Source organism: Nocardioides sp. T5 (assembly GCF_048161455.1).
GTDB lineage: Bacteria > Actinomycetota > Actinomycetes > Propionibacteriales > Nocardioidaceae > Nocardioides.
The window spans coordinates 2,567,333-2,593,378 of sequence record NZ_CP182415.1; the positions used below are offsets into that span (position 1 = coordinate 2,567,333).

The 26,046-nt window shown below is 73.0% G+C and carries 28 protein-coding genes and 1 pseudogene; 18 read left to right on the plus strand and 11 right to left on the minus strand.

Annotated elements, in window-relative coordinates; genetic code table 11:
* The first annotated feature begins 9 nt into the window (after positions 1–9).
* The 9 genes and pseudogenes from ACNKF0_RS12470 to ACNKF0_RS12510 all read left to right on the plus strand — a co-directional run bounded on the left by ACNKF0_RS12470 (position 10) and on the right by ACNKF0_RS12510 (position 8,092).
* On the plus strand, positions 10–987 hold the full coding sequence (locus tag ACNKF0_RS12470; RefSeq protein ID WP_416952545.1) for an Acg family FMN-binding oxidoreductase: 978 nt from the start codon (positions 10–12) through the stop codon (positions 985–987).
* Positions 988–1,011: 24 nt separating this feature from the next.
* Positions 1,012–2,646, plus strand: a complete 1,635-nt coding sequence (locus ACNKF0_RS12475; protein ID WP_416952547.1) for a bifunctional 3'-5' exonuclease/DNA polymerase — start codon at positions 1,012–1,014, stop codon at positions 2,644–2,646.
* 62 nt (positions 2,647–2,708) lie between these two features.
* Positions 2,709–4,058 carry a hypothetical protein gene (locus ACNKF0_RS12480; protein WP_416952549.1) on the plus strand — a complete coding sequence of 450 codons (1,350 nt, stop codon included), beginning with the start codon at positions 2,709–2,711 and terminating at the stop codon, positions 4,056–4,058.
* On the plus strand, positions 4,055–4,564 hold the full coding sequence (locus ACNKF0_RS12485) for a flavodoxin family protein (protein WP_416952551.1): 510 nt from the start codon (positions 4,055–4,057) through the stop codon (positions 4,562–4,564). Before ACNKF0_RS12480 ends, ACNKF0_RS12485 begins: the two co-directional genes overlap by 4 nt.
* A 121-nt stretch (positions 4,565–4,685) precedes the next feature.
* On the plus strand, positions 4,686–5,654 hold the full coding sequence (locus ACNKF0_RS12490) for a BCCT family transporter (protein WP_416958500.1): 969 nt from the start codon (positions 4,686–4,688) through the stop codon (positions 5,652–5,654).
* Entirely contained in the window at positions 5,573–5,989 is a 417-nt protein-coding gene (locus ACNKF0_RS12495) for a BCCT family transporter (protein ID WP_416952553.1), read from the plus strand. The genes ACNKF0_RS12490 and ACNKF0_RS12495 overlap by 82 nt, the downstream gene beginning before the upstream one ends.
* Positions 5,953–6,372 (plus strand): BCCT family transporter, encoded by a 420-nt coding sequence (locus ACNKF0_RS12500; RefSeq protein ID WP_416952556.1) that lies wholly within the window; start codon positions 5,953–5,955, stop codon positions 6,370–6,372. Before ACNKF0_RS12495 ends, ACNKF0_RS12500 begins: the two co-directional genes overlap by 37 nt.
* 234 nt (positions 6,373–6,606) lie before the next feature.
* Positions 6,607–6,972 carry a LysR substrate-binding domain-containing protein gene (locus ACNKF0_RS12505; RefSeq protein WP_416952558.1) on the plus strand — a complete coding sequence of 122 codons (366 nt, stop codon included), beginning with the start codon at positions 6,607–6,609 and terminating at the stop codon, positions 6,970–6,972.
* Positions 6,973–7,028: 56 nt separating this feature from the next.
* Positions 7,029–8,092: pseudogene (locus ACNKF0_RS12510) on the plus strand (NAD-dependent epimerase/dehydratase family protein).
* Here ACNKF0_RS12510 and ACNKF0_RS12515 read toward each other — a convergent pair.
* The 6 genes from ACNKF0_RS12515 to ACNKF0_RS12540 all read right to left on the minus strand — a co-directional run bounded on the left by ACNKF0_RS12515 (position 8,070) and on the right by ACNKF0_RS12540 (position 13,523).
* Positions 8,070–8,888, minus strand: a complete 819-nt coding sequence (locus ACNKF0_RS12515; RefSeq protein ID WP_416952560.1) for a hypothetical protein — start codon at positions 8,886–8,888, stop codon at positions 8,070–8,072. The pseudogene ACNKF0_RS12510 and the gene ACNKF0_RS12515 overlap by 23 nt on opposite strands.
* A gap of 33 nt (positions 8,889–8,921) precedes the next feature.
* Positions 8,922–9,074, minus strand: coding sequence for a hypothetical protein (locus ACNKF0_RS12520; protein ID WP_416952562.1), 153 nt, complete (start codon positions 9,072–9,074; stop codon positions 8,922–8,924).
* Between the two features lie 243 nt (positions 9,075–9,317).
* On the minus strand, positions 9,318–9,983 hold the full coding sequence (locus ACNKF0_RS12525) for a sulfotransferase (RefSeq protein ID WP_416952564.1): 666 nt from the start codon (positions 9,981–9,983) through the stop codon (positions 9,318–9,320).
* Between the two features lies 1 nt (position 9,984).
* A complete protein-coding gene (locus ACNKF0_RS12530) occupies positions 9,985–11,421 on the minus strand; it encodes a GuaB1 family IMP dehydrogenase-related protein (protein WP_416952566.1) in 1,437 nt (478 codons plus the stop codon).
* A gap of 11 nt (positions 11,422–11,432) precedes the next feature.
* Positions 11,433–12,050, minus strand: a complete 618-nt coding sequence (locus ACNKF0_RS12535) for a hypothetical protein (protein ID WP_416952568.1) — start codon at positions 12,048–12,050, stop codon at positions 11,433–11,435.
* A 33-nt stretch (positions 12,051–12,083) separates the two neighbouring features.
* Positions 12,084–13,523 carry a pyridoxal phosphate-dependent decarboxylase family protein gene (locus ACNKF0_RS12540; RefSeq protein ID WP_416952570.1) on the minus strand — a complete coding sequence of 480 codons (1,440 nt, stop codon included), beginning with the start codon at positions 13,521–13,523 and terminating at the stop codon, positions 12,084–12,086.
* A 97-nt stretch (positions 13,524–13,620) separates the two neighbouring features.
* Between ACNKF0_RS12540 and ACNKF0_RS12545 the strand changes: the two genes are divergently transcribed.
* On the plus strand, positions 13,621–13,908 hold the full coding sequence (locus ACNKF0_RS12545; RefSeq protein ID WP_416952572.1) for a YiaA/YiaB family inner membrane protein: 288 nt from the start codon (positions 13,621–13,623) through the stop codon (positions 13,906–13,908).
* 105 nt (positions 13,909–14,013) lie between these two features.
* Here the strand turns inward: ACNKF0_RS12545 and ACNKF0_RS12550 are convergent, their stop codons facing one another.
* A complete protein-coding gene (locus ACNKF0_RS12550; RefSeq protein WP_416952574.1) occupies positions 14,014–15,234 on the minus strand; it encodes an acyl-CoA dehydrogenase family protein in 1,221 nt (406 codons plus the stop codon).
* The gene (locus tag ACNKF0_RS12555) at positions 15,234–16,607 is read right to left on the minus strand and encodes an acyl-CoA dehydrogenase family protein (RefSeq protein WP_416952576.1); all 1,374 of its coding nucleotides are present in this window, start codon (positions 16,605–16,607) and stop codon (positions 15,234–15,236) included. Before ACNKF0_RS12555 ends, ACNKF0_RS12550 begins: the two co-directional genes overlap by 1 nt.
* An 86-nt stretch (positions 16,608–16,693) precedes the next feature.
* Between ACNKF0_RS12555 and def the strand changes: the two genes are divergently transcribed.
* From def to ACNKF0_RS12570, 3 genes are read left to right on the plus strand one after another with little or no spacing between them, the layout of a single operon-like run.
* On the plus strand, positions 16,694–17,314 hold the full coding sequence (gene def, locus ACNKF0_RS12560) for a peptide deformylase (RefSeq protein WP_416952578.1): 621 nt from the start codon (positions 16,694–16,696) through the stop codon (positions 17,312–17,314).
* Positions 17,311–18,105, plus strand: a complete 795-nt coding sequence (locus ACNKF0_RS12565) for a TrmH family RNA methyltransferase (RefSeq protein WP_416952580.1) — start codon at positions 17,311–17,313, stop codon at positions 18,103–18,105. Before def ends, ACNKF0_RS12565 begins: the two co-directional genes overlap by 4 nt.
* 16 nt (positions 18,106–18,121) lie before the next feature.
* Positions 18,122–18,727 carry a DedA family protein gene (locus tag ACNKF0_RS12570; RefSeq protein WP_416952582.1) on the plus strand — a complete coding sequence of 202 codons (606 nt, stop codon included), beginning with the start codon at positions 18,122–18,124 and terminating at the stop codon, positions 18,725–18,727.
* Positions 18,728–18,735: 8 nt separating this feature from the next.
* On the opposite strand, the gene ACNKF0_RS12575 is transcribed toward ACNKF0_RS12570, so the two are convergent.
* Positions 18,736–19,539 carry a TrmH family RNA methyltransferase gene (locus ACNKF0_RS12575; protein ID WP_299931607.1) on the minus strand — a complete coding sequence of 268 codons (804 nt, stop codon included), beginning with the start codon at positions 19,537–19,539 and terminating at the stop codon, positions 18,736–18,738.
* Complete coding sequence (gene cobA / locus ACNKF0_RS12580) at positions 19,532–20,767, minus strand: uroporphyrinogen-III C-methyltransferase (RefSeq protein WP_416952585.1); 1,236 nt, start codon at positions 20,765–20,767, stop codon at positions 19,532–19,534. Before cobA ends, ACNKF0_RS12575 begins: the two co-directional genes overlap by 8 nt.
* A 49-nt stretch (positions 20,768–20,816) precedes the next feature.
* On the opposite strand from cobA, the gene ACNKF0_RS12585 reads away from it, so the two are divergent.
* From ACNKF0_RS12585 to ACNKF0_RS12605, 5 genes are all read left to right on the plus strand, one after another.
* Positions 20,817–21,338, plus strand: coding sequence for a YbhB/YbcL family Raf kinase inhibitor-like protein (locus ACNKF0_RS12585; protein ID WP_416952587.1), 522 nt, complete (start codon positions 20,817–20,819; stop codon positions 21,336–21,338).
* A gap of 340 nt (positions 21,339–21,678) precedes the next feature.
* Positions 21,679–22,194, plus strand: a complete 516-nt coding sequence (locus tag ACNKF0_RS12590; protein ID WP_416952589.1) for a CAP domain-containing protein — start codon at positions 21,679–21,681, stop codon at positions 22,192–22,194.
* A 70-nt stretch (positions 22,195–22,264) separates the two neighbouring features.
* Positions 22,265–23,077, plus strand: a complete 813-nt coding sequence (locus ACNKF0_RS12595; protein WP_416952591.1) for an ABC transporter permease — start codon at positions 22,265–22,267, stop codon at positions 23,075–23,077.
* Positions 23,070–23,882 carry an ABC transporter permease gene (locus ACNKF0_RS12600; protein WP_416952593.1) on the plus strand — a complete coding sequence of 271 codons (813 nt, stop codon included), beginning with the start codon at positions 23,070–23,072 and terminating at the stop codon, positions 23,880–23,882. The genes ACNKF0_RS12595 and ACNKF0_RS12600 overlap by 8 nt, the downstream gene beginning before the upstream one ends.
* A gap of 2 nt (positions 23,883–23,884) precedes the next feature.
* Positions 23,885–24,871, plus strand: coding sequence for an ABC transporter ATP-binding protein (locus ACNKF0_RS12605; RefSeq protein WP_416952595.1), 987 nt, complete (start codon positions 23,885–23,887; stop codon positions 24,869–24,871).
* On the opposite strand, the gene ACNKF0_RS12610 is transcribed toward ACNKF0_RS12605, so the two are convergent.
* Positions 24,868–26,019 (minus strand): PP2C family protein-serine/threonine phosphatase, encoded by a 1,152-nt coding sequence (locus ACNKF0_RS12610; RefSeq protein WP_416952597.1) that lies wholly within the window; start codon positions 26,017–26,019, stop codon positions 24,868–24,870. The two genes, ACNKF0_RS12605 and ACNKF0_RS12610, sit on opposite strands and share 4 nt — an antisense overlap.
* Positions 26,020–26,046 lie beyond the last annotated feature (27 nt).

Genomic DNA, 26,046 nt, shown 5'->3' on the forward strand with positions numbered 1-26,046 from the left:
GAGCCGGCCATGACCAGCACCCGCCTCGTCCCCGTGGAGACGCTGCACCGGATCGTGGAGGTCGCGTCGCGAGCGCCCAGCGTGCACAACACCCAGCCCTGGCGGTGGCGCGGCGGCGCGCACACCCTCGAGCTGTACGCCGACACCTCGCGCCAGCTGCGCGAGACCGACCCCGACGGCCGCAACCTCACGCTGAGCTGCGGGGTGGCCCTGCACCACGCGCAGGTCGCGGCCGGGGCGCTGGGCTGGGAGACCCGGGTCGCCCGTCACCCCGACCCGGCGCAGCCCGACCTCCTGGCCTTCCTCGACCTCACCCCCGGCCACGTACCCGCGACGGCGGAGGAGACGCTCACGGCCCTCGACCGGCGCTGCACCGACCGGCGACGCTTCACCGCCTGGCCGGTGCCCGAGGAGCGGCAGGCGCACCTGGCCCGCCTCGCGAACCACTGGGGAGCGAGGGCCGTCGCCCTGACCGACGAGTCGGAGCGCTTCATCGCCGAACGGCTGGTGAGGAGGGCCCACCAGCTGCAGTGGGTGAACCCGGCAGCGCGGGCGGAGCAGGCGAGCTGGCAGCGCCGCGGCTCCGACGACGGCGTGCCTGCGGGCGCCCTGCCCGGCGCGGACGACCTCGCGGGTGCTCACCCCCACCGCTTCCAGGGGGCGTGGGAGGACCGCGCAGCCCCTGACCTGGAGACGTCCGACGGACTCCTCGTCTTCTTCGACACCTACGACGACGCGCCTGCCTGGCTGCGTGCGGGTGAGGGCCTCGGCGCCATGTGGCTCGCCGCCACGACGGCGGGCCTCGCGCTCGTGCCGCTGAGCCAGGTGATCGAGGTGCCCGAGACCCGGACCGCCTTCCAGGCCGAGGTGCTCGGCAGCCTGGCCCACCCGCTCCTGCTCGTCCGGGTCGGGTGGCGCTCGACCGGGCGCCCCCTGCCGGCCCGTACCCCGCGCCGGCCCGTGTCGGAGGTGCTCGAGCTGGACTGACCCGCGTCGGGGAGGCTGTCCCCCATGACGCGCGTGCACCTGTCCCGCCTGCCGGGCGAGCGCGCCCTGGTGGCCGAGGGCCGCACGAGCCACGAGGTCGCGCTCGCCGACCTGCCGACCCACGTGGCCGCGCGCGAGGCGGACGGTCCCCGATGGGTCTGGGACGACACCGCCCGCTGGGCGCCTTCGCTGCTGGCGGCCGGCGTGCGGGTGGCGCGGTGCCACGACCTGCGTCTGTCCCGTCGGCTGCTGTCGCGCGCGCCCGCCGTCGACACCGCGCTCCTGGCCGGCGAGGACGCCGACCTCTGGGACCGGCTCGGACCGGCGACCGTCTCCGAGCCCGTCCTCTTCAGCGGGCACGACGCGGTCGACCACCTGCGGGCCGACCTCGAGGACGCGCGCCAGCTGGCGGCGATCGACGCCTCCCCCGACGCCGCGCGTCTCCGGCTCCTCGTCGCCGCGGAGTCGGCGGGCGCCCTCGCAGCCGCCGAGATGACGCACGCGGGGGTGCCGTGGAGCGTCGAGGTCCACGAGGCGGTGCTGACCGACCGGCTGGGTCCGCGCCCGCCCCGCGGGGCACGACCGCGGCTGCTCGCGGAGTGCGCCGACGACGTACGCCGCCTGCTGGGCGCTCCCGGCCTCAACCCCGACTCCCATCCCGAGCTGCTCGCCGCGCTGCGCCGGGCCGGCATCGAGGTCGTCGACACGCGCGCCTCGACGCTGCGCACGGTCGACCACCCGGTCGTCGAGCCGCTCCTGCGCTACCGGTCGCTGGCACACCTCTTCTCGACCAACGGCTGGACCTGGATCGACGAGTGGGTGCGCGACGGGCGTTTCCGCCCGGTCTACCAGCCCGCCGGTTCGGCGACGGGTCGGTGGTCGTCCAACGGTGGGGGCGCGCTGTCCTTCCCGGTGCAGGTGCGGTCGGCGGCCGTGGCCGACGAGGGCTGGGCGCTCGTCGTCGCCGACGTCGCCCAGCTCGAGCCGCGGGTGCTCGCAGGGATGAGCGGCGACCGCGCGCTGGCGGGCGCCGCGCGGGGCGCCGACCTCTACCAGGGGATGGTCGAGGCCGGGGCCGTCGCGACGCGCCAGCACGCCAAGCTCGGCCTGCTCGGCGCGATGTACGGCGCGACGAGCGGCGAGAGCGGACGGATGGTCGCCGAGCTGACCCGGCGCTACCCGCAGGCCTTCGGGCTGCTGGAGGAGGCGGCTCGCGCAGGCGAGCGCGGCCAGGCGGTCCGGACGCTGCTCGGGCGGAGCAGCCCGGCCCTCGGCGGGTCGTGGGACGAGTCGCCCGAGGCGCCTCCGGCGGACCTCGCCACCCTCGACCGGCATCGTCGCTCCTTCGGCCGGTTCACCCGCAACTTCGTGGTGCAGGGCACCGGGGCCGAGTGGGCGCTCTGCTGGGTCGCCGAGCTCCGCAACCGGCTCTGGCGGCTCGGCGACGGCATCCTCGAGTCCCGGCCGCACCTGGTCCTCTTCCTCCACGACGAGGTGGTCGTGCACGCCCCGGTCGAGCTCGCCGACGCGGTCGCCGCCGAGATGACCGAGGCGGCGGCCACCGCCGGCCGGCTGCTGTTCCGCGAGCACCCGGTCGACTTCCCGCTCACCATCGCGGTCGTCCGCTCCTACGCCGACGCCGGCAAGCCGGGGACCTAGGTCCCCGCCCGCCCCGACCTTCGCCCCTGACCGTCCCCCACACCGGGGCGGAGCCTTGAGGTGTGCCGGAGACCACGATCCTGCTGCCCCGCACGAGCCCCGCCGTCGTGCCGAGCGGTCGCACGCGCGCCTCCGTCGTACGCCGCTTCGTGGGCGGTTTCTACCTCGTGATGGGCGGCATCAACGCCGGTATCGTCGCGGCGGACCCGGAGGCCTACCGGACCTTCGCCGACGAGTCCTTCTGGCCCTTCGTCACCGACATGTGGCGGTCCGTGGTGATGGCCCACCCGGTCGCCTGGATCCTGGCGCTGGCCGCGGGCGAGGTCGTGCTCGGTCTCCTGCTGCTGCGTGGTGGGCCGGCGGCCCGGGTCGGCTGGGCCGGCGTGATCGCGTTCCACGTCCTCCTAATGTCGTTCGGGTTCGGCTTCTGGCTGTGGTGCGTCCCCGTGCTGCTGCTGCTCGTGCCGGTCGCGCGCGCGGACTGGCCCGCGCTGGCCGGCGAGACGACCGCGACCTCCGCCCCCACCGTCCGGGAGGCGCCTCCCCCGCCCGCAGCCACTGCGCCCGGCCCGACCAGCACCGTGACGCGCTGGTCGACGTGGGTGCTCGCCGCCGCGGTGGTCGGCGCGTCGCTCTACGGCCTGCTCGCCGAGACGCCGTACCGGTCGCTGCCCGAGGCGACCGTCGTGTCGGCGCGGGCCCAGGACGCCTGCAGCATCGTGGTCGCCGCGCTCCTGGTCCTCCTCGTGCGCCCCACGGTGTCGTCCACCGCATCCCACCTCGCCCGGCTGGGGCTGCTCGCCTACCTCCTCTACAGCTACCTGATCTACGTCACCGGCGTCCCGATGAACCGCGTCTTCCTCGTCTACGTCGTGATCGTCTCCCTGTCCGGCGCCGGCCTGCTCGGCGGGCTGCACCGCCTCGTCGAGCGGCCGCCGACCTCGACCGCCTCGCCCCGGCTGACCCGCGCCACCGGGTGGGTGCTGGTCGTCACCGCGGTGCTGTTCGCCGGGCTGTGGCTCTCGGTGCTCCTGCCGTACGCACTGGGCGGGCCCCGGCCCGAGCCCGAGGGCGTCGGCGGCACGCCGTACCCCGTCTTCGTCCTCGACCTCGCGGCGGTCCTGCCCGCGATCGCCGCCGTCGGAGTCCTCCTCCTGCGGCGTCGGGCGGTGGCGGGTGCGCTGGCGACGGTCGCCCTCCTCAAGATCCTCACCCTCTTCACCGCGCTGTGGGCCGGGCCCGTCCTGGCCCTCGTCACCGACGCCGACGTGCACCTGGGACCCGATGCGGTGCCCAGCCTGCTGCTGCTCGCGGCCAGCGCATGGCTCACGGCACGGTGGCTGCGGTCGTTCCCACCCGGTCCACGGCCCGTCCCCGCACCCGCATCGCCACCCGAGAGGAGCACACCATGACCGCACTGGTGGTCCACGAGTCCCACTGGGGCAACACCCGTCAGGTGGCGCAGGCGATCGCCGACGGCCTCGCCGACAGCCACGGCGGACCGGTGCAGGTCGTCGACGTCGCGGCGGCGCCGTCCCCGCTGCCCGACGGCGTCGACCTCGTCGTGCTCGGCGGCCCGACCCACGCCTTCTCCATGAGCCGGCCAGCAACCCGGCGCGACGCGCACGACCGCGGCGCGGAGCCCGGGCACGAGGCCCCGGCATCCGCGAGTGGCTGGCCACCCTGCCCGCCGGTGACACCTCGTGCGCCGTCGCGACCTTCGACACGCGTGCCGAGCAGGTGCGCCGGCTGCCCGGGTCGGCGGCCCGCGCGGCCGGGCGGTTCGTGTCGCGCCACCGCCTCGGCACGATGGTGGCGACCGAGTCCTTCTACGTCACCGACGCCCCCGGTCCGCTCGTCGACGGCGAGCCTGGAGCGGGCGCGAGCGTGGGGGCGGGCCCTGGCCTCACGCGCGTAGCGGCGCTCGCGCCGCGGCTCCGCTGTGGGCCTCGTCTCAGTGCGAGCGGTGACGCATACTCCCGGTTTGCGCACCGGCGTCGTTCTTTGGTCTGGTCCTCGGATGGCCACCGGAATCGAGCATCCCCGAGACCTGCCCACACCCGACCCCGTCGACGACCCGCACCCCGCCCTGGACGCGGCCATCGAGCCCACCGTGCCTCGCGAGACGGGCGTGGACAAGGCTCGTCTTCGGCGTCACGGCGGTCGTCAGCCTCGCCTTCCTCGTCTGGGGCTTCCTCAGCACCGGCAGCCTCGCCGACGCCTCGGGCACCGGCCTCGGCTGGACGATGAGGAACGCGGGATGGCTCTTCGTGCTCACCTCGAGCGCCTTCGTGGTCTTCGTGATCTGGTTGGCGCTGGGCAAGTTCGGCAACATCCCGCTCGGCCGCGACGACGAGGACCCGGAGTTCCGGACCATCTCGTGGGTGGCGATGATGTTCAGCGCCGGCATGGGCATCGGCCTCATGTTCTACGGCGTCAGCGAGCCGATCAGCCACTTCGTCACGCCCCCGCCGGGCACCGGTGACGCCGGTGACGCCGCGGCCGCGCAGCACGCGATGGCGACCACGATGTTCCACTGGACCCTGCACCCGTGGGCGATCTACGCGGTCGTCGGCCTCGCCGTCGCGTACGGCGTCTACAAGGGGCGCCTCAGCCGATCAGGCTCGGCCTTCGAGCCGCTCCTCGGTCGCCACGCCCACGGACTGGGCGGCAAGGCCATCGACATGTTCGCCATCTTCGCGACCCTCTTCGGCTCCGCCACCTCGCTCGGTCTCGGCGCCCTCCAGATCGAGTCCGGCCTGCAGATCGTCGCCGGGCTCGGCGACACCGGCAACGCCGTCCTCGTCGGCATCATCGCCGTCCTCACGGCAGCCTTCGTGCTCTCCGCCGTCTCCGGCGTGGCCAAGGGCATCCAGTGGCTGTCCAACATCAACATGGTCCTCGCCGTGGCGCTCTCGCCCTGTTCGTGTTCATCGTCGGCCCCACCGTCTTCATCCTCAACCTGGTCCCCACCTCGATCGGCGCCTACTTCGCCGACCTGCCGATGATGGCCGCGCGCACCGCTGCCGAGGGTGACGAGGTCAGCACCTGGCTCTCGACGTGGACCGTCTTCTACTGGGCGTGGTGGCTGTCGTGGACGACGCCGTTCGTCGGCATGTTCATCGCCCGCATCTCTCGTGGTCGCACCATCCGCCAGTTCGTGACCGGTGTGCTCCTCGTCCCCAGCATGATCAGCGTCGTGTGGTTCTGCATCTTCGGCGGTGCGGCCATCGACCTGCAGCAGAAGGGCACCGACATCGCCGGTGCTGGCGGCCTGGAGAACCAGGCTCTTCTTCAGCACCCTCGATGCCTACCCTCGCCACGGTCTCGAGCATCGTCGTGATGGTGCTCGTCGGCATCTTCTTCGTCTCCGGCGCCGACGCGGCCTCCATCGTCATGGGCTCGCTCTCCGAGCGCGGCACGATCCACCCGAGCCGTCCGACCGTCATCTTCTGGGGCGTGGCCACCGGTGCCGTCGCGGCCGTGATGCTGCTGGTCGGCGGCCCGGACGCCCTCAGCGGCCTGCAGACCATCACGGTGATCGCGGCGCTGCCCTTCGTGCTCATCATGATCGGCCTCGCGGTGGCCCTGGTGAAGGACCTCGCCCAGGACCCGCTGGTCGTGCGTCGCAAGTACGCCATCGAGGCCGTCGAGGCCGCGGTCATCACCGGTGTCACCGAGCACGGCGACGACTTCGTCCTCTCGGTCGAGAAGAGCGAGGCCTAGGCTCCGTCCCATGACCACCGACCCGCTCCGCATCGGCTTCGTCACCGGCGCGACTCCCGACAAGTGGGCCCGGCACTGGCGCGAGCGCCGGCGCGAGCCGCTGGGCTCGTGCCGGTGACGGAGGCCGACCAGGCCTGGAGGGGGTGCGGGACGGCAGCCTCGACATGGCTCTCGTCCGGCTCCCGGTCGACCGCGACGGACTGCACTGCGTCCGGCTCTACGACGAGCCTGCAGGTGGCCGTGGCCTCCCGCGACCACGTCCTGGCCGCAGCCGACGAGGAGGTCACCACGGCCGACCTCGTCGACGAGCAGGCCTGGTCCGCCCGCACCCGAGCGGGTGGACGCCTGCGGCGGAGCAGGCTCGACTGGCCGCCGATGACCGAGCGCGAGGCGATCGAGACGGTCGCCGCCGGCACCGGCATCGTCGTCGTACCGATGTCGGTGGCCCGGCTCCACCAGCGCAAGGACGTCGTCACGCGTGTCGTGACCGACCTCGAGCCCAGCGCGATCGCGCTGGTCTGGCGCATCGACCGGGACGACGAGGTCACCCAGACGTTCGTCGGCGTGACGAAGGGGCGTACGGCCAACACGTCGCGCTGACGCTGCTCCCGCGGGTCCGGGCGTCTGCGCGGCGCGGGACGGGGTACAGGTCGCGCATGCGCATCGTCATCACCGGAGCCAGCGGCAACGTCGGCTCGGCCCTCGTCCGGCGGCTGGCCCAGGACGGCGGGCACGAGCTCGTCGGCGTCGTCCGGCGGCCGCCGGACACGACGTGCTGCCAGCGATGGAGTGGGTGGCCGTCGACCTGACCGACGAGTCGGACACGCCCGCGCTGCGCGCCGCGTGCCAGGGCGCCGACGCAGTCGTGCACCTCGCGTGGGGGTTCCAGCCCTCGCACCGGGAGGAGCACCTGCGCGAGCTCGGGGTCGGTGGCACGGGGCGCGTCATCGACGCAGTGGTGGCCACCGGGGTCCCCCACCTGGTGCACATGTCGTCGGTCGGCGCCTACTCGCCCAAGCGGGACGACGCCCCGGTCGACGAGACGTGGCCCACCGGCGGGGTCCCGACGTCGATGTACAGCCGGCACAAGGCCGCCGCCGAACGGCTGCTCGACGCCCTGGAGGTCGACGCACCGGACGTGGTCGTCACCCGGGTGCGGCCCGGGATCATCGGCCAGCGCAGCGCGGGCAGTGCCCTGCTGCGCTACGGGCTGCCCGCCCTGGTCCCTGCGGGGCTGCTGCGCCACGTGCCGGTGCTGCCGATCGACGAGGGCCTCGTCATCCCGATGGTCCACGCCGACGACGTCGCGGATGCGTTGGTCCGGGTGCTGGGGTCCCGCGCGGGGGGTGCGTTCAACCTGGCCGCCGAGCCGCCGGTCACCGCACAGGACGTGGCCGACGTCCTCGGCGCTCGACTCGTCCACGTCCCGTCCCGTGCGGTGCGCGCCGCCGTGTCGGCCAGCTGGCACGCGCGGGTGCAGCCGCTCGACCCGGGCTGGATCGACATGGGCTTCGCCGTGCCCCTCCTCGACACCACGCGGGCACGGACGGAGCTGGGGTGGGCGCCGTCGGCGGACGCGACGTCGGTCCTGGCCGAGACCCTCGCCGGCATGCAGGACACCGCCTCGTCGGGTACGCCGGTCCTCCGGCCGCGCAGCGTCGCGGGTGGTCTCCTCCGCGCCCTGCGTCGCGGACCGGTCAGCCGCCGCCGTGAGCCGTAAGGGCGACCCGCGTCGCGGCCGGGACGAATCCGGATGCTGCGAGCCGGTGTGCCTCGTGCTCGTCGTCCGTCGCGGCGAGGACTGTGACGTGCCGCGCGTGGCGACGGGCGTCCGCCGCAGCCGCACCGAACGCCGCGTCCGCGTGGGCGTCCTCGCCACCGGGTGCGTAGCACGCGCCCATCCGGACCGTGTCGGCGAGCACGCGGCTGCGGCTGCACATCGCGACCGGCCGACCGTCGACCTCCCACAGCACCAGCGCACCGGTCGCGAGCGGGTCGTCGACGACGTACGCCCGGTCGCTGGGGTCACCGGGCAGCCCCGCCATCAGCTCGTCGAACCACCGGTGCAGCAACGCCCGGTCGTCCGGGCCCGCGACGCGGGGACGCCCGGCGCACGTCGGAGCCGGCGCCTGACCCTCGAGCAGGTGCACGGTGAACGACCGCGCCGGCGTCAGGCACGTGCCCACTGCGGCCCACGCCTCGACGACGTCGTCAGCGACCACGCCCGGCACGCCGAGGGCGGCCGGGTGGTCGAGGACGGACGTGAGCCCGGTGAGTGCCGCGCGCGGCATCCGCGTCAGCAGCGGGCTGTGCCGCGGCGCCGCCACGTACGCCCCGCTGACGGTGCCGTCGTCGCTGCTCCACCAGCCGCACGCCAGCCCGTCCGGCGTGCTGTCCGTGGCGAGGAGGTGGCCGACCTCAGCCAGCAGTGGTGCGTTCTCGACGGGGTGCTCGGCGAGACATGGTCCTGCTGCGTGCCAGAGCACCGCCGCGTCGGTCGTCAGGTGCCACGCCACGCGCCGATCGTCCCACGGGCGCCAGGCTCTCGGTCACGGGCCGAAGACGGACACCAGCACCATGGTCCCGACCATCAGCAGCAGGAGCGGCATGAGCACCCAGAAGTACTGCGTGTCGATCCACTTCTTCTTCTCGTCCGGGTCCCACGGACCCTGCGGTCGGTCGCTGCCGGGGTTGATGAGCATGGGCTCACCCTCGCACAACCCGCTGCCTACGACGCCGCGTCCGCACCGGGGCCCGTTGTCGATGACCAGGAAAGCCGGTGTGCGGTGGCTGTGGTCCATGTGGTGGACCACAGCCACCGCACTGTGGCTGCGGAGTGGTCTCTGCCTTGCCAGCGGCCCACGGTCAGACGTTGGCGCGCCACCACTCACCGTGCGCCAAGGCGGTGGACTCGACCATCGACGCCCAGTCGTGGGCGGACTCGGTCAGTCCCGGTGCTTGCCGCGGCGCGAGTGGGGCGTGGCGAGAACGGACTCGACGCGGTCCTGGTCGTAGACCTCGCCCAACCAGTCGAAGAGCCCGCGCAGCACCTCGGGATCGGCCACGTAGTCGTCGTAGTGGACGCGGTAGGCGGCGTCGCCCAGACCAGCCACCGTGCCGAGGATCTTGTCCTCGATCGCCCGCACCTGCGCCAGCGGGTCGTCCTTGTGCGTCCAGTAGTTGCTGGCCGCGACGTCCTCGAGGTTGCGCGTGTTGACGACGAAGCGTGCGCCGGGGAACACCTGGCGCAGGAAGTCGACGTAGTCGGGCAGGTCGTCGTCGTACCAGCGGATCTCCTTGTAGCCGGTGACCCGCGTGTCGTGCTCGGGCCGCAGCAGGGTCGCCTCGGCCAGCGCACGGATGTGCTGCAGCGACGCCGCCTCGGGGAACGCCTCGATCCCGAACCACGGGTGCGTCGGCTGGCTCGCACGGGCCGGGTCGACGCGTGCCCGCTCGGTCAGGCCGCTGCGGTGGAAGTCGTAGAGGTGCCGCATGGCGTGGCGGTTCTCCCCGCGCAGCAGCCAGCCCGGGATCGAGTTGAGGATGCCCATCAGCAGTGTCGAGCCCGACCTGCCGTAGGTCATCACGAAGACGTGCTTCAGCTCGTGCACGTCACCACGACTTCTCGAGCGGGCGGCCCTCGTGGAAGCCGGCGGCGGACTGGACGCCCACGAGCGCGCGCTCGTGGAGCTGCGTGAGGTCGCTCGCACCGGCATAGGTGCAGGCGGACCGGACGCCGGAGCAGATCTGGTCGATGAGGTCCTCGACGCCGGGGCGGTCGGGGTCGAGGTACATCCGCGAGGACGAGATGCCCTCCTCGTAGAGGCCCTTGCGCGCGCGGTCGTACGACGACTCGCTGGAGGTGCGGTTGGCGACGGCCCGGGCCGAGGCCATCCCGAAGGACACCTTGAACGGCCGGCCGTCGGCGTCGAGCATCAGGTCGCCCGGCGACTCGTGCGTGCCGGCGAACCAGGAGCCGATCATCACCGACGAGGCGCCCGCGGCCAGCGCGAGGGCGACGTCGCGCGGGTGGCGCACTCCCCCGTCGGCCCACACGTGCTTGCCGAGCTCGCGTGCGGCGGTGGCGCACTCCAGGACCGCGGAGAACTGCGGCCGACCCACGCCGGTCATCATCCTCGTGGTGCACATGGCGCCGGGCCCGACGCCGACCTTGACGATGTCGGCGCCGGCCTCGATCAGGGTGCGGGTGCCCTCGGCCGAGACGACGTTGCCGGCTGCGACCGGCACGGTCGGAGACAGGGCGCGGACCGCCCGCAGCGCCTGCACCATCCGGTCCTGGTGGCCGTGGGCGGTGTCGACGACGAGGCAGTCGACGCCCGCCTCGAGCAGCATCGCGGCCCGGTCGGCGACCTCACCGTTGACGCCGACCGCGGCTGCGATCCGCAGGCCCCCGGACGGGTCGGCGGCCGGCGTGTAGAGGGTGGCGCGGAGCGCACCGAGCCGGGTCAGCACGCCGACCAGCTCGCCCGTGGCGGACACGGCGATCGCGAGCGGCGCCTTGGCCCGCTCGATCGCGTCGTAGACCTCGCGCGGGTCGGCGTCGGCCTGGACCGTGACGACGTCCTGGTTCATCACCCTCGACACCTGGGCGAAGCGGTCGACGTCCGCGCAGTCGGCCTCCGAGACGACCCCGACCGGTCGCCCGTCCTGCACCACCACGGCCGCCCTGTGCGCCCGCTTCGGGATCAGTGAGAGCGCCTCCGCGACGGTCTGGTCGGGTCGCAGCTCGATCGGGGTGTCGAAGACCCGGTGTCGCTGCTTGACCCACCGGACGACGTCGGTGACCACGGGGATCGGGATGTCCTGCGGGATCACCGTGATGCCGCCGCGCCGCGCGACCGTCTCGGCCATCCGCCTGCCGGCAATGGCGGTCATGTTCGCGACGACGAGCGGCAGGGTCGTGCCGGTGCCGTCGTCGGTGGCGAGGTCGACGTCGTAGCGGCTCGCGACCGAGGAGGCGCGCGGAACCATGAAGACGTCGTCATAGGTCAGGTCGTGGGGCGGCGCTGCGCCGTCGAGGAACTGCACGTGTCTGGACTCTACGCGGCCGGCAGGCGCTTCGGCCGGAGCCCGGCGTCCGCGAGCTCGAGGACCGCCAGGCGTCGTACGACGTCGGGGTCCCGCTGGCGCCACGCCCCGGCCGGGTCGTCGCTCACCCTGGCGAGCACGTGCATCGGCTGGTGGGCCAGCGCGCGCAGGGCGAAGAGGTCGAGGTCCTCCGCGGCGTCGATGAACCTCGCGCCGGCCGTCGCCTCGCGGATGAAGCGCCACCTGAGCGGCAGGTGGATCGCCGAGACGATGAGGATCGGGATCAGCGCCACCGACAGGCCGAGCAGCAGCGCCAGCTGCTCGACCGCCTCGACCGTGTCGCGGCCCGCGGCGGCAAGACCGTCGGACGCGTCGGCCGCCCGGTCGAACGGCACCGCCAGCTCGTCGCCCACCAGCGGCGCCTCCCCCAGCTGCCCCCCGGCGTCGCGCAGCTGCTCGGCCATCGACGTGGCCGCCGAGTCGGTCTGGCGGGCGGGCTCGGCCAGCTGCGCCGTTCCGTCGTGGACGGCCATCCCGATCCAGACCCAGAGCACCAGCCACGCGACGAACAGGAGGTCGGCGAGCACCTGCAGCGTGCGGCGGAGGGGCGTGTCGGCGAAGAGCTTCATGACGCCACCCTGCCAGTCCGGATCAGGCCCGGGTCACCCCTGCGCGCTCGCCGCCTCCTGGAGCGCGTGCCACGTGCGGTCCACGTCCGCCGCCGTGGTGCGCCAGCTGCCCACCGCGAGCCGGATGGCCGCGCGGCCCTCGACCGTGGTGTGCGAGAGGTAGGCCTCCCCCGAGGCGTTGACGGCCTCCATCGCGGCCAGGGTCTGCTCGTCGCCGGCAGTGAGCCGGAAGACCACGAGCGAGAGCGAGGGCTCGGTGACCATCTCGAAGCGGTCGTCGGCCGCGACCAGGTCGGCGACGTGCTGGGCGAGAGCGATGCCGCTGCGGACGTGCGCGCGCAGCCCCTCGAGCCCGTAGGTCCGCAGCACCGCCCACAGCTTGATCGCCCGGAACCGGCGGCCGAGCTGCGGGTGCCAGTCGCGGTAGTCGACGACCTCGCCCGACTCCGTGGCGGCGTTGCGCAGGTACTCCGGGAGGATCGACAGGGCCCCGGTCAGGGCGGCCCGGTCACGCACCCAGAAGGTGCTGCAGTCGAAGGTCGTCAGCAGCCACTTGTGGGGGTTGGTGACGAACGAGTCCGCGGCCTCGACGCCGGCCAGGACGTCGCGGTGCTCGGGGCACACGGCCGCGACGCCCGCCCAGGCGGCGTCCACGTGCAGCCACACGCCCCACTCGCGCACCACCTCCGCGACCGCGGCGATGTCGTCCATCGCACCCGTCGAGGTCGTGCCGGCGGCGACGTGCACCATCACCGGACGCAGCCCCGCCTCCACGTCGTCGACGACCGCGGCGCGCAGCTCCTCGACGTCCATCGCCTGGGTCGCCGGGTCGACGGCGATCGTGCGGACGGCGTCCTCGCCGAGGCCCGCCATCATCGCCGCCTTCACCAGCGACGAGTGCGCCTGCGTGGAGCCGTAGACGCGCCAGCCGGCGTCGCCGACGCCGTGACGTCGTACGGCGCCCGCGCTGGCGCGGTGCAGCGCGGACAGCAGCGCGGTGAAGGTCGCGGTGGACGCGGTGTCCTGGATGACGCCGCCGCCCGGACCGTCGCTCCGGAACGCCTCCGGCAGCCCGAGCGCCTCGGCGAACCAGTCCAGCACCACCTGCTCCACCTCGGTCACGGCCGGGCTGGTCGCCCAGATCATCCCCTGCGCCCCGATGCCGCTGGAAAGGAGGTCGCCGAGGATCGCGGCCGGTGAGGAGTTGGCCGGGAAGTAGGCGAAGAACCGCGGGTGCTGCCAGTGGGTCAGGCCGGGCACGACGACGCGGTCGAGGTCCGCGAGCAGGGCGTCGAACGGCTCGCCGTCCTCCGGCGCCGACGCCGGCAGGAGGCGTCGTACGTCGCCGGGCGCGACCTGCGCGCGGACCGGCAGGGCGTCGAGCGAGGCCCAGTAGTCGGCGATCCAGTCGATGGCGGCGTGCCCGTGGCGGCGGAACTCCTCGGGCGTCATGTGGGCGGGCTGGTCCGGCATGGGCAGAAGGTACTCGGAACGGTTGAGCGTGGGTACTCAGCCCGGATCGGGTAGGCCTGCGGCTCCGGCGACGCTCGTGGACGACGACGGTTGACCCATGGCCTCCTCGACTCCCACCAAGAACACCAACGCCTTCTTCCTGCAGGCCGGCATCTCCTTCGCCGTCGCCCTGCTGACCATGATCTTCGCGATCTTCTACCTGCCGGTCGACCCGTGGATCCGCGCCTTCCTCGGCCTCGGGACCATGTTCCTCACCACGTCGAGCTTCACCCTCGCCAAGTGCGTCCGTGACGCCCAGGAGGACAGCTACGTGGTCTCCCGCATCGACCAGGCCCGCGTCGACAAGATCCTCTCCGACCACGACCCCTTCAAGTCCGTCTCCTGATCCGCACGCTGACCGGGCACTTCCTGCCCGTCTCGGAGCCCGACCGGGCGCTTCCTGTGGCAGGAAGCGCCCGGTCGGCGCGTGCATGCGCAAGGAAGCGCCCGGTCAGCGCAGCTCGGAACTGCTCAGCCCCAGCACCCGGCGGGCCACGATGAGCTGCTGGATCTGCTGGGTGCCCTCGAAGATGTCGAGGATCTTGGAGTCGCGGGCCCACTTCTCCAGCAGCTCGGCCTCGCTGTAGCCGAGGGTGCCGCACAGCTGGACGCACGTCAGCGTGACGTCGGACCCGACGCGTCCGGCCTTCGCCTTCGCCATCGAGGCCTCGAGCGAGTTGGGCTTGCGGTTGTCGGCCATCCACGCGGCCTGCATCATCAGCAGCCGCGCGCCCTCCCAGTCGGCCTCGAGGCGCAGGAACGTCGCCGCCGCCGCGGACTGCACCTGGGCGGGACGGTCGTAGTCGATCACCACGCCCGCCTGCTCGAGCAGGTCGCGGGTCAGGTCGAGCGAGGCGCGGGCGCACCCGACCGCCATCGCGGCGACCAGCGGGCGGGTGTTGTCGAAGGTCGCCATCGCGCCCGCGAAGCCCGACTTCGTGTCGATCTCCGGCGAGCCGAGCAGGTCCTCGGCCGGCACCCGGCAGTCGGTGAAGGTGATGACCGCGGTGTCGGACGCGCGGATCCCGAGCTTGTGCTCGAGCCGCTCGACCGTGAGGCCGGGGTTGTCCTTGCGGACGAGGAAGGACTTGATCGCCGCGCGGCCGAGGTCCTTGTCGAGGGTCGCCCACACCACCACCGAGTCGGCGCGCTGGCCGGACGTGACGTAGATCTTCTCGCCGTTGATGACGTACTCGTCGCCGTCCTTCACCGCCGTGGTGGTGATGTTGGCCGAGTCCGACCCGGTGCCGGGTTCGGTGATCGCCATCGCCGCCCACGTGCCCCGGTAGCGCTCGAGCTGCTCCTCGTCGGCCACCGACGCGATGGCGGAGTTGCCGAGCCCCTGGCGCGGCATCGACAGCAGCAGCGCGGTGTCGCCCCAGCACATCTCGGCGACGGAGAGCACGGACGCGAGGTTGGCGCCGTTGCGGACCGTGCCGCTGTCGCCGTCGGCGGAGGTGTCACGGCGTACGCCCCCCGCACCGGCGCCGCCGGTCGCCCCGGTCTCGGACACGCCGTCGATGAGCGCGGCGAGCATGTCGAGCTCCTTGGGGTACGCGTGCTCGGCCCGGTCGTAGGTCCGTGAGATCGGGCGCAGCATGTTCATCGCCAGCTGGTGGGCCTGGTCGATCAGCCCGACGAGCTTCCTGGGGGTCTCGAGGTTGATCGCCATCAGATCATCACCGCGCCTTCCATCACGCCGACGGCCCGCAGGTCGCGGTACCACCGCTCGACCGGGTGTTCCTTGACGAAGCCGTGGCCGCCGAGCAGCTGCACGCCGTCGAGCCCGATGCGCATGCCCTTCTCGGCGCACAGCTGGCGGGCGAGGCCGACCTCGCGGGCGAAGTCCTGGCCGCGCGCGGCGCGCGAGGCCGCCTTCCAGGTGAGGAGGCGCATCGCCTGCACCTCGATGGCCATGTCGGCGACCATGAAGGCCACCGACTGGCGGTGACTGATCGGCTCCCCGAAGGCCTCGCGCTCGTTGACGTAGGGCTTCACGTAGTCGAGCACCGCCTGGCCGGTCCCGACCGCGAGCGCGCACCACGCCAGGCGGGAGAGGCGTACGCACTCGGCGTGGGCGACGCCGTCCGTGTCACCGAGCAGCGCGTCGGCGCCCACCCGTACGCCGCCGAGGTGCAGGCGCGACAGCCCGGCAGCGCGCACCCCCATCGACGGGTCGGCCTCCGCCTCGAGCCCGTCGGCGCCGGACTCGACGAGGAACAGCGCCGGCGTGCCGTCGAGCACCGCGGACACGACGAACAGCTCGGCGTCGGCACCGCGGACGACCCCGGACTTCACGCCGTCGAGCACGAAGCCGTCCCCGTCGCGCCGGGCCATGGTCGCCAGGTCGAAGGGGTCGAAGAGCACCCGCGGCTCCGCGACGGCGAGCGCCGCGACCGGGACCCCCGATCCGGTGGTGCCACCGGTGAACGCGGGCAGATAGGTCTGCTGCTGGGCGTCGGTGCCCCACAGCGCGATCGCGGTGGCGACCGACCCGGGCGCGAGAGCCGCGACGGCGAGCCCCATGTCCCCCTGTGCCAGTGCCTCGGCGACGAGGGCGCCGGCCATGGCCGACCGCTCCTCCAGGATGCCGCCGAGCTGCTCGGGGACGCCCAGGACGGGCACCCCCACCTCCTCGGCGGCGGCCAGGACCTCTGGCGGGGGCGCGCACGCGTCGTCGGCCGCGGAGGCGGCGGGTCGGAGCACCTCGGCCGCGAGCTCGCGCACGACCTCCAGCAGCATCTCCTCGTCCTCGGTGGGCGTGAGGTCGAAGACCCCGCGTGACGCGGCGCTCGCCGGACGGGCCCCTGCCGTGCGACCGCCGGCCCGGGCGAACGTGCGACCGGCGGCGGTCGCCACCCGGAACCCGTTGCGCGTCGTCGTGTAGACCGCCTGCTCGGCCTGCTTGCGCAGGCCCACGCGGTCGAGGAGCTCGCTCTGTGCCAGCCGGTTCACCGCGGCGACGGCGAGCCCGATCGCGTCGCGTGACTCCCGGGACGACAACCCGTGGCGGCCGCCGGGCCGCAGGCCGCTGATGAAAGACATGGCTCAAATGTAACTCCGAGTTACATCGATGGCCAGCACCCAGCCGCCCCGCGGGTGCCGTACCCCCGGCTGGCTAGGATCCCCGCATGCCCGACGAGCAGCCGACCGACGCCCAGACCGGCACCGACCCCGGGGTCCGGGCTCCCCACGGTCCCCTCCCCGACGGCGGCTCGGTCCGCCCGATCACCCGCTGGGGCACGCCGGTCATGCACCGCCCCCAGGCCGCGGTGACGTCGTACGACGACGCACTCGCGGCGCTGGCCGCCGACATGGTCGCCACGATGTACGCCGCCGAGGGGGTCGGCCTGGCCGCCTGCCAGGTCGGCGAGGACGTGGCGATGTTCGTCTTCGACTGCCCTGACGACGAGGGCGTACGCACCGTCGGCGTCGTGTGCAACCCCGTCGTCACCCTCCCCGAGGGCAAGGACCGTCGACTCGAGGACGACGACGAGGGCTGCCTGTCCTTCCCCGGGTCCTTCGAGCCCTGCCCCCGCCCCGACTGGGCGCGCGTCGAGGGCCAGGGTCTCGACGGCCGGCCGGTCTCGTTCGAGGGCGACGGCCTGCTCGCCCGCTGCCTGCAGCACGAGACCGACCACACGCTCGGCACCGTCTTCGGCGACCGCCTCTCCGCGAAGGCGCGCAAGCGGCTGTCCAAGAAGCACGACGCGGCCGCCGAGGACTACCCGCTCACCTGGCCGGCCGGATGAACGACCTCAGAATCACGCGGGAGAACGCGCGCTTCCAGCAGTGGGAGGCGCTGCTGACCAACCGCTCCAAGCGGCACCGCAACCGGGAGTTCCTGGTGCAGGGTGTCCGGCCCATCACCCGGGCCGTCGAGGAGGGCTGGACGGTGCGCGCCCTGCTGCGCGCCGACGGCGCCACCTCCACCTGGTCCGACGACCTGTGGTCGACGACCGACGCCGAGCGGGTGCTGCTGTCCCCCGATCTGCACGCCCGGCTCAGCGGTCGCGAGGAGGGCGCCGAGCTGGTCGCGGTCGTCGAGATGCCCGAGGACGGCGTCGCCCGCCTCGAGGACTCGCGGCGCCCGCACGGCCCGGTCGTGGTCTTCGACCGCCCGACGAGCCCGGGCAACATCGGCACGCTCGCCCGCTCGGCGGACGCCTTCGGTGCGTCCGCCCTCGTGGTCACCGGCCACGCGGCCGACCCCTACGACCCGCAGGCGGTGCGGGCCAGCACCGGCTCGCTCTTCGCCCTGACGGTGCTCCGGGTGCCCGGCCCCGGCCCGGTGGTCGAGCACGCCCACGCCCACGGCTACCGCATCGTCGGCACCGACGAGGACGGCCGGGCCCTCGCGGACGTCGACCTCGGCGGGCGACTCGTGGTCGTCGTGGGCAACGAGACCCACGGCCTGTCCTCGGGATGGCGCGCCGCGTGCGACGAGGTCGTCGCCATCTCGATGGTCGGCACCGCCTCGTCCCTCAACGCCGCCGTGGCCGGGTCGATCGTGCTGCACGAGTCGCTGCGCCAGCGCGGCTGACGGGGCGTCGTACGACATGGAAGCAGTGCTCGACTGGGTCGTGCTCGTCATGCGCACGGTCGGCTCCCCCGGCGTCGGTCTCGCCACCGCCCTCGAGACGGTGTTCCCGCCCGTCCCGAGCGAGCTGGTGCTGCCCCTGGCGGGCTACACCGCCAGCCAGGGCTACTACAGCGTCTTCGCGGCCATCGCCTGGGCGACGGCCGGCTCGCTGGCGGGGGCGCTGGTCCTCTACTGGCTCGGGGCGGCCTGGGGGCTGGAGCGCATCTGCGCGCTGGCCGACCGGATCCCGCTGATGCACGCCCACGACGTCCGTCGGGCCGTTGCCTGGTTCGGCCGGCACGGCCGCACCGCGGTCTTCGTCGGCCGACTCGTGCCGGGCGTCCGCAGCCTGATCTCGATCCCCGCCGGCATCGACCGGATGCCGCTCGCACGCTTCTGCCTCTTCACGACCGCCGGGAGCCTGGTCTGGAACGCGGCACTGATCCTCGCCGGCTACGAGCTCGGCGCGCGGTGGCACGTCGTCGAGGGGTACGTCGGTCCGGTGAGCAACGTGGTCTACGTGCTGATCGGCGTCGCCGTGGTCGTCGTGGCGGCCCGGCGACTGCGGCACCGCCTGACCTGAGTGCCGGGTCAGCGACGCGCCGCGGCGTAGCAGGCCACGGCGCTGGCAGCCGCGACGTTGAGGGAGTCGATCCCGGCCGCCATCGGGATCACGGCACGACGATCGGCCGCGGTCTCCCAACGCGAGGACAGACCGTGCCCCTCCGACCCCAGCACCAGGGCGAGGCGGTCGACGCCGGCAACGGCCTCCTCGATCGGGACCGAGTCGGGACCGAGGGTCAGCGCGACCGTCGTCCAGCCACGCCGGGCGAGCTCCGGGAGGGCGTCGTACCAGTCGGGCAGCCGGGTCCACGGCGTCGAGAACACTGCTCCCATGCCGACCTTGATCGAGCGACGGTAGAGCGGATCGGCACACCGTGGCGACAGGAGCACGGCGTCGAAGCCCAGCGCGGCACCGGAGCGGAAGACCGCCCCCACGTTGGTGTGGTCGACGAGGTCCTCGAGCACCAGGACCGAGCGTGCGCCGTCGAGCACGTCGTCCACGGACGGCAGCGGCCGCCGGCGCAGGGATGCCAGCGCCCCGCGGTGCACGTGGAATCCGGTGACCTGCTCGATGGCCGCCTCGGACAGGACGTAGCAGGGAGCGGCACTGCGGGCGAGCACGTCGTCGAGGCCGTCGAGCCAGCGCGGCGCCATCAGGAACGATCGTGCCTCGTGGCCGGCCTCCACGGCCCGGCGCACCACCTTCTCCCCCTCCGCGAGGAAGAGACCGTGCTCGGCCTCGAGGCTCTTGCGCAGCTCGACGTCGCGCAGGTCCCGGTAGTCGGCCAGGCGCGGGTCGTCGGGGTCGGAGATCTCGACGAGGTCAGGCACGGTCGTAGTGTGCCGGACGGGCCACGGCGACGACCTCGCCCACCACGATGATCGCGGGCGGGGCGACCCGGTGGGCGACCAGGTCGTCGGCGAGGGCACCGAGGGTGCTGAGGACGGTGCGCTCGGTCGGCATCGTGCCGTCGACGATCACCGCCACCGGCGTCGCCACGTCGCGTCCGCCGTCGAGCAGCGCGTCTGCGATCGCCGGCGCGTTGTCGACCGCCATCAGCAGGACGAGCGTGCCCCGGAGCCCGGCGACCGCGTCCCACACGACCAGGGACTCCGGGTGCCCGGGCGGGAGGTGGCCGGAGATGACGGTGAACTCGTGGGCGATCCCGCGGTGGGTGACCGGGATGCCGACCCGGGCAGGCACGGCGATGGCCGAGCTGAGACCGGGTACGACGGTGACGGGCACGTCGGCGGCCGCGCAGGCGAGAAGCTCCTCGAAGCCGCGGCCGAAGACGAAGTTGTCGCCGCCCTTGAAGCGGACGACGCGCTTGCCGGCCCGTGCCCGGTCGACGATCACCTCGTTGATCGTCTGCTGCGACGCCGATCGCCCACGGGGCAGCTTGGCGACGTCGATGAGCTCGACGTCGGGACCGAGCTCGTCGAGGAGCTCCCGGGGAGCGAGCCGGTCGGCCACGACGACGTCGGCGGTGGCGAGGGCGTGGCGGGCGGCCACGGTCACGAGCTCCGGCTCGCCCGGCCCCCCACCCACGAGGACGACGCCCGGGCTGCGGTCGTGGGCATCGGAGGCCGTCAGGTGCCCGTCCCGCAGCGCGGTGACGATGTCGTCGCGCAAGGCCGCGGACTTCCGCGGCTCGCGGTTGCCGAGCACGCCGACGCTCACGCTGCCGTGGTGGCCGACCGCCGGGGTCCAGGCGGTGCCGCCGAGGGCGTCGTCGGCGCGGACGCAGAACGTGTGGCGGGCGTCGGCGGCCGCGACGACGCGGGCGTTGACGGCCGGGTCGTCGGTCGCTGCGACGACGTACCAGGCGCCGTCGAGGTCGGACTCGGTGAACTCCCGCAGCACCAGCGTCAGCTCGCCTGCCAGCCCCTCGAGCGCCGGAGTCACCTCGAGGCTCACGACGGTCACGTCGGCACCGGCGCCGAGCAGCCCCGACACGCGTCGCTGGGCGACGTGCCCGCCGCCGATGACCACGACCTTGCGACCGGTGAGCACCAGCCCCGCCAGGTAGGGATGGGGGTCGGCACCGCGCTGGGTCATGCCCCGATTGTCCCTTCCGGGCTCACGGGCAGGTGGCTACGTTCGAAGGATGAGCATCGAGCGGCCCGTGGCCCCCAATCCCTACGACTACCTGCCCGCGACCGAGTCCTTCACCGTCACCAGCACGGACGTGACCGACGGCGCACCCCTGAAGGACGACCAGGTGGCGGCCCTCGGCAACACCTCGCCGCAGCTGAGCTGGACGGGAGCACCTGAGGGCACGCAGTCCTTCGTGGTCACCTGCTTCGACCCCGACGCCCCGACCCCGAGCGGGTTCTGGCACTGGTGCCTGGTCGACGTCCCCGCCGACGTCACCTCCCTGGACACCGGCGCGACATCGCGAGACCTGCCCGGCCACGCGTTCCACGTCCGCAACGACGGCGGCGAGGCCGGGTTCATGGGAGCGGCCCCGCCCGAGGGCGACCACCCGCACCGCTACTTCTTCGTGGTGCACGCGGTGAAGGACGCCAGCCTGGGCGTCGACGCCGACGCCTCGGCCGCCGTCGTCTCCTTCAACCTCGCCTTCAAGACGCTCGGTCGCGCGATCCTGCACGGCACCTACCAGTACTGACCCAGCGGGGCCGGGGCGGCGCTGTCGCCGCCCCGCCCCACCCGTCACCTCTGCCCCACCCACCTCACGAGACCCGTGATCCGGACCGACAGGTCCAGACCACGGGTCTCTTTTTTGGCGTTCTCGCCCTGCAGAAACCATCAAGGCGCTTTCATCAGACCTGGACGAAATCGGCGATCACCATGCCAACAATTGAGGAAACACCGCGCATGAACACCCGCGATGTCGTCCGGACTCGACAGACGCACGGCACGAACCTAGGGTCAATCCCTGTTTCCAAAAGATTCCATCAAGATCTGCCGCACCCCCCCACGTGCGGATCTCTCCCGGAGGAACCCCCGTGCAGCACCCCCGTCGCCTCTCCCGCCTGGCCGCCACGGCGCTCACCGCCGTTGTCCTGACCGGCGTCCCGGCAGCCGCCGCCCAGGCCGCGACCTGGTCCGTGCCCCGCAGCGCCTCCGTGGTCGACGCGAGCGCGAGCAGCGAACAGCTCGAGGACGCCCTGATGGTCCGGATCAACCAGGCGCGCGCCGCGCACGGTCTGCGCAAGATCCGGAACTTCGACGTGTGCACCGACCAGCTGGCCGAGCGGTGGGGCGCCCGGATCGCCCGCACCGGGGTGCTCGAGCACCGCGACCAGCGTCAGGTCATCCGCAAGTGCGACAACTCCTGGGCCGGGGAGACGCTCGTCCGGGGCACCGGCCTGAGCCCGGAGACGATGGTCGAGCTGTGGCTCGACTCCCCCGGCCACCGGGAGATCCTGCTGAGCCCCCGCGCCAAGCGCGCCGGCGTCGCGATCACGCGCGACGCCCAGGGCCGCACCATCGGTGTGGTCAACCTCGTCCGCCACGGCTGAGGTGCACGGCACCCCTCCGGTGTGAGACGATCCCCGGCCCCCTCGTGGGTGGACCGGGGACCGTCGTCGCGTGAGGGGGAAGCAGGTGCTGCACGTCGCCATCGCGACCCGCGCGTTCCGCCGCTACTCCACCTACCGGGCCGCGACCCTCGCCGGGATCTTCACCAACTCGGTGTTCGGGATCATCTACTCCTTCGCCTACCTCGCGCTGTGGGACGCCAACCCCTCCGCGGGCGGGTACGACGCCCAGGACGCGGTGACCTACGTCTGGCTCGGCCAGGCGCTGCTGATGACGATCGCGCTGTGGGGCGGCGGCACCACCGACGACCTCGCCGAGCGCATCCGCACCGGTGACGTGGCGATCGACCTCTACCGGCCCGTCGGGCTCGTCGGGTGGTACCTCGCCAGCGACCTCGGCCGGGCGGCGTACCACCTCCTCACCCGCGGGGTCGGCCCCACGCTCATCGGCTTCCTCGTCTTCGACATCTCGCTCCCCTCCTCGCCCCTGAACGCGCTCGCCTTCGCGGTGTCGCTGGTGCTCGCGGTCGTGGTGAGCTTCGCGATCCGCTTCCTCGTCGCGAGCACCGCCTTCTGGCTGCTCGACCAGTCCGGCGTGAAGGTGATGAGCGGGGCGTTCGCGATCTTCTTCAGCGGGATGATGCTGCCGCTGGTGCTCTTCCCCGGCTGGCTCGGGACGCTCGCCCGCGCGCTGCCGTGGGCGTCGTACGTCCAGGTCCCCGCCGACGTGTGGCTCGGCAAGCACACGGGCCTCGACCTCCTCGCCGCGCTCGGCTTCCAGGTGATGTGGGCCGTGGTGCTGCTGGCCACCTGCCAGGGCGTGCTGCGCCTGGCCACCCGCAAGGTGGTGGTCCAGGGTGGCTGAGCCGGGAGCCGTGCTCCACCTGCGCACCTACCTCCAGATCGCGTGGCTGTGGATCCGCGCGGCCTGGCAGTACCCGACGTCGTTCGTGCTGCTCGCGGTGGGCAACGGGCTGATCACCGGCCTCGACTTCGTGGGGTTGTGGATCATGTTCGCCCACCTCGACGACCTGGCCGGGTTCACCCTCCACGAGGTGGCACTGCTCTACGGCAGCGCCTCCCTCGCGCTCGCGATCGCCGACACCGCGATCGGCAGCGTCGAGCGGATCGGCACCTACATCCGCACCGGTCGGCTCGACCAGATGATGACCAAGCCGGTGCCGCTGCTCGTGCAGGTGTGCGCCGACCAGTTCACGCTGCGGCGCCTCGGGCGGCTGACGCAGGCTGCGATCGTGTTCGGGTGGGCGTGCACCTACGTCGACTGGACCCCGACGCGCGTGCTGGTGGCCGTGTCGATGCTGCTCAGCGGGGGGCTGGTGTTCTTCGGGCTCTTCGTCGGCTTCTCCTGCGTCCAGTTCTGGACCACCGACGCGACGGAGTTCGCCAACGCCTTCACCTACGGCGGCGCGACGGTCACGCAGTACCCGCTCACCATCTTCCCGCGCGAGGTGATCGTGGGGCTGACGTTCGTGATCCCGGTCGCCTTCGTCAACTGGTACCCCTGCCTCTACCTGCTCGGCCGCACCGACCCTGCGGGGATGCCCGAGGCGTTCCAGTTCGCCTCACCGGTGGCCGGCGTGCTGACCATGGCCGCCGCCCTGCTCGTGTGGCGCTCCGGCGTCCGCCACTACACCTCCACGGGGAGCTGACGATGTCTGCCACCAGCCCGCTCATCGACGTGCACGACCTCGAGCGCACCTTCGACGTACGTCGTCGGGTGGACGGCCGACGCCGCCGGGTCCGCGACTCGGTGCTCGCGGTCCACGACCTGACGTTCTCAGTCGCGGCCGGCGAGATGGTGGGCTACATCGGGCCGAACGGCGCCGGGAAGTCGACGACCATCAAGATGCTCACCGGGATCCTGGTGCCCACGGGCGGCCAGGTGAGGGTCGCCGGCCTCGACCCCAGCCGCGACCGGGTCGAGCTCGCGCGGCGGATCGGCGTGGTCTTCGGCCAGCGCTCGACCCTGTGGTGGGACCTGCCGCTGCGCGACTCGTTCGAGCTGCTGCAGAAGATGTACCGGATCTCCCCCGCCCGCTACCGCGACAACCTCGACCGCTTCGTCGACCTGCTCGACCTCGGCGACCAGCTCGACACCCCGGTGCGCCAGCTCAGCCTCGGCCAGCGGATGCGCGGCGACATCACCGCGGCGCTCCTGCACGACCCGGAGGTGCTCTACCTCGACGAGCCGACGATCGGCCTCGACGTCGTCAGCAAGGGCCGCCTGCGCGAGTTCCTCCGCGCGCTCAACGACGAGCGCGGCACCACCCTGGTGCTGACGACCCACGACCTGCAGGACATCGAGGCGCTCTGCGACCGCGTCATCGTGATCGACCACGGGACCTCGGTGTACGACGGTCCGCTCGCGGGGCTGCACGCGCAGGGCGGCTCGTCGCGCACCCTCGTCGTCGACCTCGTCGACGAGGCGCCGCCCGTCGTCGTGCCCGGGGCGACGGTGCGCCGGGTCGAGGGGCCGCGGCAGTGGTTGTCGTTCCCGGCCGACGCGAGCGCCGCGCCGATCGTGGCCGCGGTCGCAGCGTCCTACGACGTGGCGGACCTGTCGATCCAGGAGCCCGACATCGAGGACGTCATCCGCGAGCTCTACTCGCGCGGCCCCGAGCCCCTCGACCGGCGCTAACCGGCGAGGCTGCGCGACCGCTCGACGTCGCGCTCGGGTGACGTGAGCGGCTGCCGCTCCAGCACGAGCAGCGCCCGGTCGTCGTCGCCGCGCGGCACCTTCTTGAGCACCCGCTTCGGCATGCCGGTGAAGCCGCGGGCGTCGACGGCGCGCAGCGCCTGGTCCCGCAGCCAGTCGATGCCCTCGTCGAGGTCACGGTCAGCGGACTCGATGACACCGTCGGTGTAGAACATCAGCGCCTCGCCGGGGCTCAGGCGTCCCTTGCTCGGGGTGAACTCGGCGTCGTCGATGACGCCCAACGCCATGCCGCGCGCGTTGTCGACCGCCCAGCCCCGCTGACCCAGGTGCCAGTGGAGGGCCGGCGGGTGGCCGGCGCTGGTGATCGTGTAGTCGCCGGTGACCAGGTCGACCTTGATGTGCACGGCCGTCGCCAACGACTCGTCGGACTCCTGCCGGAGCAGGAAGTGGTTGGCCGCGGCCATCAGCTCGGCCGGGGGCAGGGCCCCGATCAGGCCGCCGAGGGCGCCGGCGAACTGCAGCGCCTGCGGGCCGACCGAGGTGCCCTTGCCGCACACGTCGACCAGGGCCATCTCCAGCCACCGCCCCTCGCGCAGGTCTGCGACCAGGAAGTCACCGGCGTAGCTGGGGCCGTTGGCGGTGATCGTGGCGGACTCGGATCGCCAGCCGTTGGGCAGCGGTGGGACGACGCCCTGGCGCTGCAGCCGGTCACGCAGCTGGGTCAGCACGGCCTCGCTCAGCGCCATCGGCAGGCCGGAGCGCTGACGGCTGCCCTGGTAGATCGCCAGCAGCACGCCCACCGCGAGGATGACCAGGGCCGCTTCCCGGCTCGGGGTGCTGAAGCCGGTCTCGACAGAGGTCCAGAAGGCGGCGATCCCCAGCACCACCGTGAGCAGCAGGAGGGGCACGAAGCGCAGCAGCATCAGGCCGAGCATGAGGAAGAGGAACCACAGCGAGACCGGGACGACGACCTGGGCCAGGGCGCCGATGCCCACGGCCACACCGACGAGCAGGACGAGCACCAGCAGGAGGAACGCCTGGCTCCCGCGCGATCCGGTGCGCCAGCCCTCCACGCGCTGCTGGACGTACGACATGATGCCGCGCGCCACGGACCCCAACGCGTTCGACACCGCCAAAGGGTAGGGCTCGACAGAGCT